10 protein-coding genes and 1 pseudogene are annotated in these 14,521 nt (G+C 30.4%); 6 read left to right on the top strand and 5 right to left on the bottom strand.

The features are described 5' to 3' along the window. Nucleotides 1–81 precede the first annotated feature (81 nt). Entirely contained in the window at nt 82–408 is a 327-nt protein-coding gene (locus tag OXU93_RS05980; protein ID WP_267383249.1) for an MgPME-cyclase complex family protein, read from the top strand. Nucleotides 409–463: 55 nt separating this feature from the next. On the opposite strand, the gene OXU93_RS05975 is transcribed toward OXU93_RS05980, so the two are convergent. Next, nucleotides 464–1,513 (bottom strand): helix-turn-helix domain-containing protein, encoded by a 1,050-nt coding sequence (locus OXU93_RS05975; protein ID WP_267383248.1) that lies wholly within the window; start codon nt 1,511–1,513, stop codon nt 464–466. A gap of 741 nt (nt 1,514–2,254) precedes the next feature. Here OXU93_RS05975 and OXU93_RS05970 point away from each other — a divergent pair. Together OXU93_RS05970 and OXU93_RS05965 are read left to right on the top strand one after the other, a co-directional pair. After that, a complete protein-coding gene (locus OXU93_RS05970; protein ID WP_267383246.1) occupies nt 2,255–2,551 on the top strand; it encodes a hypothetical protein in 297 nt (98 codons plus the stop codon). Between the two features lie 748 nt (nt 2,552–3,299). Further along, nucleotides 3,300–4,529, top strand: a complete 1,230-nt coding sequence (locus tag OXU93_RS05965; RefSeq protein ID WP_267383244.1) for an acetate kinase — start codon at nt 3,300–3,302, stop codon at nt 4,527–4,529. A gap of 646 nt (nt 4,530–5,175) precedes the next feature. Here the strand turns inward: OXU93_RS05965 and OXU93_RS05960 are convergent. Together OXU93_RS05960 and OXU93_RS05955 are read right to left on the bottom strand one after the other, a co-directional pair. Beyond that, nucleotides 5,176–5,910, bottom strand: a pseudogene (locus tag OXU93_RS05960) (2-phosphosulfolactate phosphatase family protein). 863 nt (nt 5,911–6,773) lie between these two features. Next, nucleotides 6,774–6,959: a PCP reductase family protein gene (locus tag OXU93_RS05955; protein WP_267383243.1), complete on the bottom strand. Its 186-nt coding sequence runs from the start codon at nt 6,957–6,959 to the stop codon at nt 6,774–6,776. Nucleotides 6,960–7,814: 855 nt separating this feature from the next. On the opposite strand from OXU93_RS05955, the gene OXU93_RS05950 reads away from it, so the two are divergent. Then, nucleotides 7,815–9,314: a helicase C-terminal domain-containing protein gene (locus OXU93_RS05950; RefSeq protein WP_267383241.1), complete on the top strand. Its 1,500-nt coding sequence runs from the start codon at nt 7,815–7,817 to the stop codon at nt 9,312–9,314. Nucleotides 9,315–9,964: 650 nt separating this feature from the next. Here the strand turns inward: OXU93_RS05950 and OXU93_RS05945 are convergent. Continuing rightward, complete coding sequence (locus tag OXU93_RS05945; protein WP_267383240.1) at nt 9,965–10,264, bottom strand: ferredoxin; 300 nt, start codon at nt 10,262–10,264, stop codon at nt 9,965–9,967. A gap of 352 nt (nt 10,265–10,616) precedes the next feature. Here OXU93_RS05945 and OXU93_RS05940 point away from each other — a divergent pair, with 352 nt between their 5' ends. Beyond that, nucleotides 10,617–11,612: a Gfo/Idh/MocA family protein gene (locus OXU93_RS05940; RefSeq protein WP_267383238.1), complete on the top strand. Its 996-nt coding sequence runs from the start codon at nt 10,617–10,619 to the stop codon at nt 11,610–11,612. Between the two features lie 555 nt (nt 11,613–12,167). Here OXU93_RS05940 and OXU93_RS05935 read toward each other — a convergent pair. Next, nucleotides 12,168–12,431 (bottom strand): DUF3146 family protein, encoded by a 264-nt coding sequence (locus tag OXU93_RS05935; RefSeq protein WP_267383237.1) that lies wholly within the window; start codon nt 12,429–12,431, stop codon nt 12,168–12,170. A 1,866-nt stretch (nt 12,432–14,297) separates the two neighbouring features. Between OXU93_RS05935 and OXU93_RS05930 the strand changes: the two genes are divergently transcribed. After that, nucleotides 14,298–14,456 carry a hypothetical protein gene (locus tag OXU93_RS05930; protein ID WP_267383235.1) on the top strand — a complete coding sequence of 53 codons (159 nt, stop codon included), beginning with the start codon at nt 14,298–14,300 and terminating at the stop codon, nt 14,454–14,456. Nucleotides 14,457–14,521 lie beyond the last annotated feature (65 nt).

Here is a 14,521-nt window from a genome sequence, read left to right as displayed (position 1 = left end):
TCATTAATAATCCTTAACTTAGAAAATTTATTCAAGATTAATAATTAATCTTGAATAAATTTAGAAATTAATTACTAACTAATGACGACCTACTATTACATTTTAGCCAGTCAACACTTTCTCTTGGACGAAGAGCCCCTTGATGAGGTTTTTCGGGAAAGAACGCGGAACTATAAAGAGACAAATAAAAAAATTGATTTTTGGTTGATTAGACAACCTGCTTTTATAGAAATCCTAGAATTTGCAGAAATTAAGAGTAAATGCCCCCAACCATCTGTTGCTATAATATCCCTAAATTCTGAGTTTATTACTTGGCTAAAGTTACGTTTAGAATATGTTATTAAGGGTGAATTTGAAGCCCCATCGGGCTCTATTCCCAATCCTTTAGCTTCCCTTGAGACAGTTTAAGAAAAATTGTAAAACAGAAGTAAAAAGCGATTTAGTCTGGACCAAAAACTAACGTTCAATTATTGGCAGTTAAAGTTACTTCTTGTACTTCGCCAATATTTCCTAGCTTCTGGCTGGGCTGGTTATTAACAGCAAGACCGATTGCCCCCGCATTACCAGCCCGGATAGTTAAACTCTTTTGGGCAGTCCAAGTTTGCTGAGTGCCTTTTCTTAAAATACCTTCGTATTCAATCTTACCATCTATCTTAACCCTTATCCAAGAATCACCTTCTAAGATGATGGCAGCGGCTACGGGGGCATCTAACTCAAGATTAGAGGTAGAATTATTCTTATTGAGGGCATTATTCTCTTTCGTGTTTGTGTTTACCACAGTAGGAGCTGATGATTTTTCCTTTTTATCCCTAACTGACTTTTGACTGATCTTTTTAGCCTCTGAAGTGGCATTAGGGTTAGAAGTGGAAACAGTCTTTGGTTTTTGATTTTCTAAGTTTTTAGCCTTTATTGAAAGTCTTGTTACCACTTCAGAGATATTTTTTTGGGAAAAAGATTTAGATGATTGAGAGACAGAGAAAAGATGAAAAAGCCCCGTTATAGCTCCTAGCGATACTAAAATAAATCCATAAACTCTAAGTTTATGCGGTAATAAGATAGGAATAGTCAATGCTTTTTCAGAGGTTATAGAGGTTATAGAGATTAAATTTTTTAGGAAGTAAAATGCTTTTTTAGGTATGTTTACAGTTGTCTGTATACCTACTAAGGGGAGAAATAAAAAATTTTCTCTTAAAGATTTAATGGGCGACAGTATCGCTAATTCAGAAGATATTTTAGGAGAAGACTCCTCGATTCGCTGGGGGAGAAGTTGATTAGCTAAGCTGTGTCCGTCGAGACTTAAAGTTTCTCCATAACGGCGTACAAAGCCCTGCACATAGATTAGTTCAGGTAACTGATCCACCAGCCCTTGCTCGAGGGCTTGTAAAACAGATAAATTAATGAAGGTACTTGTCGATATTTGTTCTAGAGTTAAAGATTGATCTAATCGCTGTTGGCATAAATAAGCCCCCAGTTCTCGGAGTTGTTGAATTTGGCTGGAATTATAGTTACTCATTAGCCTTCTTTATATCTAAGATAGGACAGGATAAGAATTTTAGAGTACAGTTTGCTCTCAGTCATTGTATCGTAGCGTCAGTTATGGTCACTTGACGAGTATTGATAGTGCATGTGTAATTAACCTGACGTTGTTTCAAACATTTCGACAAGGTAGCATTTCTTTTCTTTTTACCTTTTCTTGATTATCTGAGGCATCAAAAATATTAACCAATTTTCTAAATTTGATACTCTGTCTGATTCCGATGCTAATCTCCCAAATTACTCCTATATCGATATCGATTCTGTTTTGAGAAATTTGTTAATAGACGTAATATTTGACTAAGCCTAATTCTTCTTTCTTCACTGGCAATGGACAGATTACTCCTCTCGGTGCTATTTTTTGTCCACAACAAATTAAGTTTTTTGAAGTACACACAGGTCAACTGACAATTTGTTTACTTCTTTTTAAGATAAACACTATCTTTCTTGTAAAGTTAAAAGGACTTAATAGGCTTTAAGCACTAAAAATTTTAGTCGTATATAAAGACAAAGTCTCTATATTATTCTGTATTGAGGAAATGTCTTTCAGATATTGTAACGATTAATACTTGCTGAATTGATTTAAAGATAAAAAAAATATGAAGAAATATAATTGTATATAAACAATCATTTATAATCTTCGCCAAGATACTTTTTTTTTATTAAAATTTTTATATAAATAGTTATATTTATGTAAATAGTTATAATCGATAGGTTTATTATGGTTACTTCCACCACTACTTTTACTTCGACTATAGGAAGTTTTTTAACTGAAAGTTACACTAATTTAAGCCAGGATAAAACTAAAGATAATTTACAATCTCCTTCTACAAAGTTGATTCGAAGACATTCTACACTGTCAGGGACGAAGACTGTTATAGAGGTGCAAAATCCAATTATGTCTTTAGCTATTCCTCAATCTATCACTGTTATTTTTTTCTTGATAATGGCAGGATTAGGGGGTTTTTTAAAACTTAAAATAGTTCATGCTAAGCTAAAAAATAGTAATGATTTATAGACCAAAAATAAATCAATAAAATACAAAATGTAAGTATTTGCTCATAGGGAATATAAAAATCATTACTCTATGTAAACTACACAAAATTGGCTGATGAGTTTATATAGTTAGTAAAATAAATAGAGTATAAAAAATAGCAGTAATGATTTTTATATTACTGAGTAATAATTATATAAGCTAAGTGTTTAAAGTACAAAATTAGAATATTAATCATTAATAGCATAATACTTATAACAATGATACCCGTGGCTAAAATATAGATAAATTGATAGTTTAGAATGTATATTTAATTTTTTTTAGTAAAAAAGATAAGAATAATTTTTAGTTTCAATATAAGATATTATTTGCCTAATAGTACATTTTTACCCTAGCCATGAATATAGCTAGCAATTATTTTTTTACAAAAAGAAAAGAGATGAAGAGCAAGATTAATTCTCAAATAAAACAATATAAATTAATTATAAAATAGGCGATTTAAATATTTAAAAAACTAATAACAAACAATATTAAGCTAATGCAATTGGTTTAGGCTAGTTAATGGCTTATGATATTTATAATCACTTTCAATTATATGATCATTAGGATATTTGATTTTTTTAATATTTTTTATCATGTAGAATCAATACAATAAATATATATTGATTCTACATTGACTGTAAAGATATTACTCTTGATTTGCTATCGACTTAGTTAAATTCAGTAAAATTTTTACAGAGAAAAAATATTAATTTTTACTAACAAACTAGCTGTGAAAATACTAGTCATTAATGCAGGTTCAAGCAGTCAAAAAAGTTGCCTATATGATTTGACTGATAATCATTTATCTAAACATTCTATAGAACCCATCTGGATAGCTGATATTGATTGGACAGAAGCTAAACATCAAGGAATTTTAACAGTTAAAGCCAATGGAACTATAACAAACGATATCATAAACTATGATAATTATTGTCAACAGATATCAAAAATACTTAATACCTTAATTCAAGGAAAAACACGAGTACTTAAAAATTTTTCAGAGATTGATATTGTCGGACATAGAATAGTTTATGGAGGTAAAGATTATTCTGCAGCAACCTTAATTACTCCGGATGTTAAGGCAGCAATAGCTAGTTTAATTCCGTTAGCTCCAACCCATAATTCATTGAACCTACAGGGAATACAAGCTATTGAACAGATCTTAGGAAAGATTCCACAAGTAGCAGTGTTTGACACAGCTTTTCATTGTCACATCCCGCTGAAATCAGCAGCTTATCCCATTCCTTATGAATGGTTAGAAAAAGGGATTCGTCGCTATGGTTTTCATGGAATAAGTCATAAGTATTGTGCTGAAAAAGCATCTCAAATTTTAAATAGACCTCTAACATCTTTGAAATTAGTTACCTGTCATTTAGGCAACGGCTGTTCTTTAGCCGCGATCAAAAATGGAATTAGTATTGATACAACGATGGGATTTACTCCCCTTGAAGGTTTAATGATGGGAACCCGTAGTGGTTCCATTGATCCTGCTATTTTAATTCACTTAATACATAAATATGATTTTACGGCCAATCAATTAAATACAATGTTAAACACAAAATCAGGGTTTCAAGGAATTTCAGGGATTTCTTCTGATCTACGATCCATTATTCAAGCAGTTAATGAAGGAAATTCTCGCGCACAATTAGCTTTTGACATGTATATTCATCGTCTACGATTACATCTAGGCGCAATGCTAGGTAGTTTAGGTGGATTAGATACACTGGTTTTTACTGCAGGAGTAGGAGAAAATTCGGCAATTGTACGTGAGAAAACTTGTGAAGCATTTAGATTCTTAGGATTAAAATTAGACAGAAAAAAAAATAATAATTCTCCAGTCAATACTGATATTGCAACCGATGATTCAACTGTCAGAATTATTGTTATTCATACCGAAGAAGACTTGGCAATTGCTCAGGAATGTTGGAGTATATTTAATCAAAAAGATTTACATTTATAGGTGTATAAATTCAATATTCTAGGACTAGAACATTTAGTTAGTTAGGCAAAATAAATATCATATTATATTCCTTATATACATTATGGTTATAAATTATGCATGCCTCTCGTTTATAACACATAACTCCATTTTATGGAAATATTTTAAATTACTTAATTAGATTGAGAAGGGTGATTGTATTTACCTAATAATCTTTTCAGTTATATTCCGGCAAGTAATAACTTTTATTTTATACACTAAACAATAGTCTATTTAGACGTAATGTTTCAATCTCATATAAACAAAATACTATTCAATGTTTTTGTAAGTATTATTGATTAACTATATTTTTTAATGAAACAAAAAATTTGTTAAGAGAAGTTATTTGATTTTATTTATATGATCAATATTCTCGCCATTATCTTTTTCAAAACAATAATAGACACTTAGAATAAAATTTTTATTCTATAAATAATATTATCGTTTATTTTGGCAACCAAATGGGAAAATCATCTATCTTAGCAAGAGTAATGCAATAAACATCAATTTTTTCACTAATTTATATTTTATAATATTCTTAAACTCAACCACATTGACTTGAGCTTAACGTAAAGTCACTAATTTTTTAAAAATTTATTTTATTAATTACTCAATTCCATAGAAGCAACTAGGAGAATTTTACTAAAATCCCTGGTTCTTTTTGAATTGGAAACACCTCTATGATATCGATTTTGGCACAGTATATTAAATCTTTTTCATGTTTCGATCTTAGCAATCGTTGTCCATGACTTGCTTGACAAAACAGTTCAAGTAAATTTTCTTGCCATTGGGTATAAAGAGCAACTGAAGCGATTACTTCATCGTTTCCTACAGTTAGGGTATTAGTTAATAGTAAAGCAGGGGCAATTGCTCCTGCACATATTGTATCTTCGATAGAATAGCCTTCCTGCTATCCCGATCCAACTAAAGCAATGGCTGCTGATTGCGCACCTAACAAATAGCGCACAGTTGCCTGACGATTAACCATATCAGCGGTGATCACCGTAGTAGAGTTTTCTACTTTTTGTAAAGCACGAGTACCATTAGTGGTAGTCAAAAATAATTGTTTATTTCCCACTATTTCAGGGCTACAATTAAGTAGCTAATTATCTAAATCGAACCCTTCTATTTTGACTCCTCCTCTCTCACCAGCCCGAAGACTTTTTTCTGGGAGCCAGTAGATCGTTTGTTTCTCTCAAATTATCCAATTATCAATGTCACTGAACACTTGTACTGCTTCTGCACCGGCGTCTAAGGCAGTGGCTATTGTAGTTGTGGCTCGCAAAACGTCAATTACTACAGTACATTCCAGCAAATTATTGAGTGGAGTTAGTTCAGGAGTACGATAGACGAAAAGCTTCATTTTATGAAGATAAAAGGAGTTAAGTTTTAGGGCATATGAATAGACATAATATGGATATACTTCTCTAAAAATAAAGTATTATGCATGAGTTTTAGGTAATTAATTTAATTCAAAAGAGTTCAAAAAATTATTAAATAATAGTTTAAACTTTTTCACATTCAATAACTTAAAAAATATCAATTAATTAAAATAGAAGTCTATGGATTAAACAATAATAGACTTTTAACTCCGAACTATCTTTACCTAGCGTATTATTAGTTAATTCTATACATCAATTCTAGTAAAATTTTTTAACAAATTATTTTATATTCTTACGATATAGCCTAATTATTATCTTATACTTTCTTTATTTTGTTGTTGTTTTTGACTCCTTTTTTTATTATCTTAAATAATGGTTGACTATTATTAGCTCACTTCATTTTTTTTGAGAATTTTGAATAAGATTTAATAGCTTCCTCCTTATGAGTTATTTGTTATTTTTATAGATTTTATCTATAATCATTTTAATTCTTAAATAATTGATCTGAAAATTATTTTTTATGATGAGGATACGTAGTCTACAGTTTCTACTTTTGCAAGTTTGTATTCTCCTGTGAATATAAAATTTATATTTTAATTTTTATATAATAAGAAGTCTGTTAGTCACGAACAAACTTTGATAGTTACTAATTACTTCAATCACATTAGTTAGGTTTTTAGTATGACTAATATCTAACGACTACTTTTTTTATTTAAGCATTTTTAGATGCAACACTACCTTAAGTTTATCTGCTCAACGCAACTTGAAATATTCGGCAACTATTTTAAGATTAACCAGATAAACAATATTCGCAAAAAGAAAATATTTAAGTTTTTTAGAAGAATTACTGTCCAAATTCTAACCGAGTTTGTTCGACGATCTCAACTGTAACATCATGAGAACCTGCTTTTCTAGCAAATGCTTCAATCCGCTGGCGAGCTTGAGTGCGTACAAAAAAAGGAATATTTTCTAATTTTCTCTTGGCCTCAGGAGTCCAATGTAGAACATCATCTAAATCTATTTCTTCCATGTTAGTCTCCAAAAATTTATTCATCTAAACAGGCATCTTATCAACTACTTTCACAAAAACTGTCTTCTTAATACAAATTTAACTTTCAAGATGCTTATTAATTTAGATAAGTTTAAAATGAATAAAAAATTATATACGATTATTTATGTCTTAACTTTTACTTCTGTTGGTATATTTATCTGTTAAAGCCAGCAGGTAAAAATAAAGTAACTTACTACTTACTCTGTAAATTTAAATAATAATAAATAAAGGCAAAAGCTATAAAATAATTGAGGGATACTATCAAAAGTAAGAATCAAAACTATAGTATTATAATAAGCAATATGTATTTTTGTTAAATAACAGCTAAATATCAATATAAAAAATAATTTAAAATAAAAGTCTATAAAACTATCAAAAATGTGTTTGTATATGAATACGATTTAAACAACGCAGTCGAATAAAATTTCAGTAAAAAAAATGTATCGATAAATATTGTTCAAGCAACATACAGTATCAACTGATCTTTTCAGACTAAATGTGATAATTTTATAGACAATAACTTCCAGAGATCTTTTTTCGAAGCATTTATTAAAAAACTAAACTTTTGTTAGCTATAATTTTATATTTTATGAACTAAAATAGTCATAAAATTATATTTATTTAATAATATTCATGAGTGCTTTTTAAGTACATCAAGATAAATATTGTATACAAAAAAATTGCTAAAATTATTTTTTAACTAATTAAGATAAAACAAATAAATAAAATAGAAATAACAAAACTTAAAAATAAATTTAGTTTGATACTAAAAATAAATTGTATGTTTTTTTATAAAAATGCTAGGATATATTTTGGTAGAAAAAACAATTATCAATGACCATACTTGAAGCAGAAGTCCATGCCTCACTGCGAGCGTTTTTACGCCAGCAAGGATTGCCTTCATGGGATCACCATCTCAGTATGGCAAGATTAGTCTCAAGGGGTTTGCGTTTGGGACGTTCAGCAATTATTCAAACTGGAAGTACTGTATCTTGTTATGGATATAGTTACTTAATGCCAGCATTATTGAGCGCTCACCCTGTTTTGTTGGTTGCCTCTTCCACACTTCAAAAAAAATTATTAACAGGAATTATTCCCCGGCTGCAAGAGTGGTTAAAAACTGACCAAGTTATCCATACAGAAGATGAAAAATTAACCTGGGATAATTTTGAAGGAATATTAATGGTATCGCCTCAAACTTGGTTAAGTACTCGCCTGAAAAAAAACAGTTATTCTCTCCTTAAAATTCCTACTTTAATCGATAATGCTGATGAATTAGAACATTGGACAAGAGAGTATTATACTAACACTCTTAGACCACATCATTGGCAACAGTTACAAAAAAAATACTCTGCGTATGGCAATTTAATTCAAGAAGTACGTCTTTACTTGACAAAAAAAATTTTAAGCCGTTCCATTAATCCTTATCGATGTTATCTTTTAAGTCAAGAGGAACATAAGACTCTACAACATTTAGGAGAAGTACTTACAGGAGAATCATCTTTTAAACAATTCTGGGGAAAAATGTCAATGCAAAGTCAATTGCTTTGGGCTTCTATAGATGATGATGCTAAAGATTTTTCTCTTCATAGTAGTCCCTTAGAAGTAGGTTCTCTGCTACAGCCAATTTGGCAAAGATCCCCCGTTGTTTTAATGGGAGGAGTCCTTGATAGTGATAAAATTGCAGCGACTTATCGTGATAGCATCGGATTTACAAATAATATTCTGTGTCTTAGATTCTCTCCTAATAGACAAAATGAATTTATTAAATTGTATATTCGTGACCGCCTGCCCATGCCAAACACCCCCGAATTCCAGGGAGTAATGCTCGACCAAGTGCATCGTCTTGTCACCTTATGTTGTCATCGTTCACAACTAATTATTATTCTAACTGACGATGTACCTTTAAAAGCACGAATTGGAACGGCTTTAGCCGCTGAATTTGGCTCGCGAGTACAAGTAGAAAAAACTCAAATTCCTAATAATGGAATTTTAATTAGTGGCTGGGACTTTTGGTATCATAATAATGAAACATTGCCCATACCTCAATTATTGGTAATAGCAACTTTACCAATTCCTTCCTTAGAAAATCCTTTAGTAGCTGCTCGTGTTAGCTTTTATAAAAAACAACATAAAGATTGGTTTCGCTTTTATCTTTTACCAACAGCTATCAAGATAATTCAACGGGTAGTAATGCCGTTAAGAGAACCTCAAGGCGTGGTAGCTATATTAGATAACCGGGTTAATTATAGAAGTTATGGCAGTCGAATATTAACAGCTTTGGAACCTTTCGCAAAAATAAACTATCTTGATGTTAGTTGGTTCCAACATTAAACACTTACTATTGTATACTTGTTAAGTGTTTGTTGTTATTTTTTCTATTGAAATTTTTATTAGGCTTATATTCTCAATAATTAACGTAATTTTAGAAATTATTTTCTTAGGTGACATACTCTCTTAAAATACTTTTTATAAAAAGCAATAGAATATAATACTAACTCAATACCTACCTATTAAATTACTGAAACAACTTAAAAATCTGTTTTCTCTAAACCTCGAAATTTGTTTTGTAAATGGAAGTATAGAAAATATTTTATACATCTTAAGCTATTTTATTCAATTAACTTAAAAAATCTTCAAAGATTAATAAAAGTGCGACCATCCAAATTTAACCTCAACTTTTATTTTTAAATTACTATCCTAAAGTTAAATGGCAAATACGGATGACAACCTAAATATATGCTTGATAGCAACGGAATATAGTTCAATTTTCTTTTCTTTCAAGAGAGTTTAATTTTTTATTAGAGTCAGGACAAATAATTTTAACTAGTCTTATAGTTAAAATTATTTGTCCTGACTCTAATAAAAAATTAACAGTAAATGTCGAACAAAATGATACAGCAGGAATTATAGTTTAATCTAGCCCTGCTGAACCGCATTCAATTATAGTCAAAATTAATGGAGATCAAACTCTTGTTAAAGAGTTAGTATAGAGATTCTTCTTGGTGAGTCTCGATAACACAATCAGAAGTTGGATAAGAAACACAGGTAAGAACAAACCCTGCCTCAATTTGGTCATCATCTAAGAAAGACTGGTCAGACTGATCAATAGTGCCTGAAACGATTGTACCAGCACAAGTAGAGCAGGCACCTGCACGGCAAGAGAATGGAAGATCTAACCCTTGCTCTTCTGCCACGTCTAGGATGTACTCATCATCAGGTACTTCGAGGGTGGTGTTGATTCCTTCTGCTTCGTTTTTCAAGGTTACTTTGTAGGTTGCCATGTGTAATTCCTCTTTTTAAGTAAGGCAGCTATTAACTGTTATTGAGCAAAACTTGATTGCAAGTCCCATATTTGATACTAAGGGAAAAACAACCAGAGTTAGGAAAGGATTAGTAATGAGATTTTTAAATACACTTAAAATAAGTTTTTCTTATGTTTGATTCAAGGCAAAGCTACCATAATTTAGTTTAATAAAAATTTCCATTGTCTTGTATTCAAGGTGATTTGATTGATTTTATATCGGAAAACTATCTTTCAAAAAGTTATGCTCCAATACTATTAATTATAGTTATGACTATAATTAATTACCTGTACTGTACAAATAAGATACTAATCAATAGATAATAAATTCAATGAGGAAAATATATTCCCTCCCACAACCCATAAAAGTCGGCATTATTGGCACAGGATATGTAGCCCAGAGACGAGTAGAGGCGTTTCTCCAAGATGATCGAGCAAAATTGTGTTGTGTTACAGGAAATACCCCAAACAAAACAGCTGATTTTGGACAGACCTACAGTATTTCTACTTGTAAGTCTTGGGAAACAATGATTAACAATCGAGAAGTTGATTTAGTAGTTATTTGTACCATTAATCAAGATCATGCTTTGATCGCTCGCGCAGCTCTTAAAGCTGGAAAACACGTAGTTTTAGAATATCCATTAGCCCTCAATTTTACTGAAGGAGCTGAATTACTATCCTTAGCCATTCAACAAAAAACACTTTTACACATTGAACATATTGAACTTTTGGGGCAAATGCATCAAAAAATTTATCAATATCTTCCTCAATTAGGTCAAGTCTTCTATGGTCGTTATAAAACGATTACCTCTCAAAAGTTGGCCCCACGCCGTTGGACTTACCATCGAGAAATGTTTGGTTTTCCTCTGATAGCTGCCTTACCCCGTATTCATCGTTTTACCGACTTATTTGGCACAGTTTATAGTGTGTACTCTAATATTCGCTATTGGGATGCTCCGGAAAAGGGATATTTTACAGCTTGTTTATGCAGTGCTCAATTAGAATTTAATAATCAGTTAAAGGTTGATGTGGTATATGGAAAAGGAGAGGTGTTTTGGAAAAGTGAACGAACCTTTAAGTTATATGGCAGTTGTGGAACTTTAAGTTTTGATGGTAATTTAGGAACGTTAATTACGGAAGAAGGTACTAAAACTATCGAATTAGGCAGTCGTCGCGGTTTATTTGCTCGAGATACTAAGCAGATTTTAGATCATCTGTTCGAAGAACATCCTCTTTATGTTAAGCCGCAATCAAGTCTTTATGCACTTCAAGTCGCTGATCTTGCTTACCAGTCTTCTCAGTTAGGCCTTAAATTGAATGTTAAGTGAGATTAACATAGGGTTACTATGCCACTTCATATTCAACCATAATAAACAAACCATCATCTACAATACTAAAAACTTAATAGGAGCAATCAAAGATACCTTAATCATTATTTAATTCTGAGAAGTAAAGAACTCTGTTCCTTTTAAAAAATGGTGTATCCGCACCTAATAACTCGACTACAGTGTCATTAACATCGTTAAATACTAGACAATACTGCAGTGGCAATGTTTATCCAACAGTTCATTTATATTAATCTGCACGTAATAAAGCATAGCAATAGATTTTCTATTTTGTCTTGACTAAGATTATCAGTAAACTGGGTAAAAGTAACTTGTCCTGTTTTAAGAGATCTAGACTAGTTGGTCTTAGGAAACTATTTTGGACTTGTTTTTATTTAATATTTATAAAACTCGCTGTACACTACTCCTAAATTAATTGGGAACTATTTATTTTGATTTTGAAATTAAGTATAAGTATCCTACCTTATAACATAAAAAATAGTCTTAATTCAAACTAATTAGAAATTTCTTTGACAATTTGTTTAACTGTTATTAGGATTAAAGTTCAGCTCTCATTGTAAACTGATAATTTCCTCCTGGTTCTAGCTGATAGTCGCAGTGTTCTAAAAAACGTTCTAACGGTTCATAAATTAAAGCTCGTCCTAAGGCTGGATGAACCCATAAACGACCCCGCTTAAAATGCCACTTGAATCGCCATTTATACTGAGATGCCCTAACTTCTCCTTCAATTTGTCCATGCGTCCAAGACTGCTGGACTATGCATACATAAGCAATGGTTTCTAACCGATGTTGAGAATTCACAATAACGTCAATCTATAATTGGCTTTGATATCCTCTCCATGCTAAAAGATACAGGGATTATTTAAAAGAAATTTAATTATGCTATCTGTAATTTAGTTGAAACTTCTTCAGTTACTACCATTCTACAGATGATTCTAGACTTAGTTTTTCTGTGTGATAAAAATCTTCCCCAAAAATACTGGATGATTGTCCTAGCTTATTCAAAAGCCATTTATCGAGTAATAATTGAATGTATTGGATAGTAAATCAGTATTGTTACTGTAACTCTAGTAACTTTTACAAAAAACATTGAGGGAAAATATCAAATTACAAGGTCAAGTTAACTAATCTATTTTCCCTAATACAAAAATTGTATAAAGTAAACTATAATGCTCAAAATATAATGTTTTGGCTAAAATAATTAAAGCAATCACTATATACTCACAATAATTTAAAAATATATAGTTAGACAAGTTTCAAGAAGAGTGAAACAGGAAAGTGCTTGATATAAATACAAAAACTATTTAAGTTTACCTGTACTAAAAATAGCTTACAGAATGAGAAAAAACTAAGGTAAAAAATATTACTTTTTACTTTAAAGTATATAAAGCTCAAAAAAACATACTTATGAAATAATATTTAGGTGTTTATTTATGTCTGAGATATAGTTTAAAAAAAGAAAACGATTAAAATACTTATATTTTTTTGACATTAGAAATAATCAATAACTATAATAGTGGTAAAATTATTTATTCATCCAAGAGAAATAATTATAAAAGCAGTTTTACAAATCAAAAGATAAATTTGAAAAATAGCTGAGATAAAAAAAATTAGATAGAATTAATCTCCATATTATTACTGTAATAATATTACAAGACTAAATCAAAATAATATGAACTTTAATATAGACTGTTTACACAAGGTATAATATTTTTATATTTTATGTAATTTATTGAGAACTACTTACTTAGCCCTCTTTATAAAGAGGGCTCATGATTTTAAAGTTGACAATTAAACATACGAGTTAATTATTTTACAAATTATGGCTGATTTTTTTATAACTATTAAAAATGTTATCCTAACTAACGTGCAATCGAACAATATAAGTTAGATTTCAAAGGATAAAGACTTGCTCATTGGTGTAGTTAGCCATAATCTTTTAATGAAAAACAATGAAAGTGATTAATTTAAATGAATACAAGGTTAGGACTCCTTGAATGGTTATCAAGAAGATGATACTTCCAGGAAAGATGGTAGTGCAGACTTGTTCTTAGCGAGTATTAGCGACAATTTTTTTGTGAGTGACAGTAGAACAACATCATCGATAAATTTGATAAATTAAGACTTTAATACTGATATCGATAAAATGTATAAAAGTGACGATATTAAGCTTGTCTCTAGAAAAAATAATAATGACCTCTTGATTGACTCCCATGGGAATAGTTATACTAATAAATACAGAGATAATGGATTACCTATCGGTAATTAAGAGACAGATATTTTAAAGGAAATAATAGTGTTAGTAAATGTATCGACCATGATATTAAGGCTAGTAACAGTGAATCATACAAACTAATTAGTGGTGATAAATAAAATATTTTTATCTTGTTAACTCTTATAAGTTCAGATAAGTTTGACACTATTAATGATGTTGAATATCATACTAGTTTATCTAAAAGTATTAATTTTGATACTGTAACTAAGATTAGGTAAAATAAGTAATGATGCTGATAGAGTATGATTCTTAGAGTGTTAAATACTACTCTAATTAATCTCACCGTTACAGACTTTGTCAAGCTGTTATTTTAAGTCATACTCACTAATTACTGATTATCAATTAAAATATTACTCCTCTAGTCGTTTATAACATATAGGGAGTTTATCATTATGGATTTTTATCCTAGATTTTTTATGAAAAAATTTTTGATTATTGACCATTCACTATCTAATCTTCAAGGACATCACTATGAATATAGTATGTCTATTGCTGAGGCGGCTGCGAGACAGGGTTATCAACCAATTATTATTGCTAATCGTAATTTTTAAGAAAAACTATATCATCCCCATATTAAGATACTTCCTATTTTTGAAGTAGATTGGTTTAACAACTA

It is taken from the genome of Cyanobacterium sp. uoEpiScrs1 (assembly GCF_947331815.1).
Lineage (GTDB): Bacteria > Cyanobacteriota > Cyanobacteriia > Cyanobacteriales > Microcystaceae > Rippkaea.
The sequence above is the reverse complement of the archived record's forward strand: the minus strand, read 5'-3'. Positions and strand labels throughout refer to the sequence as shown.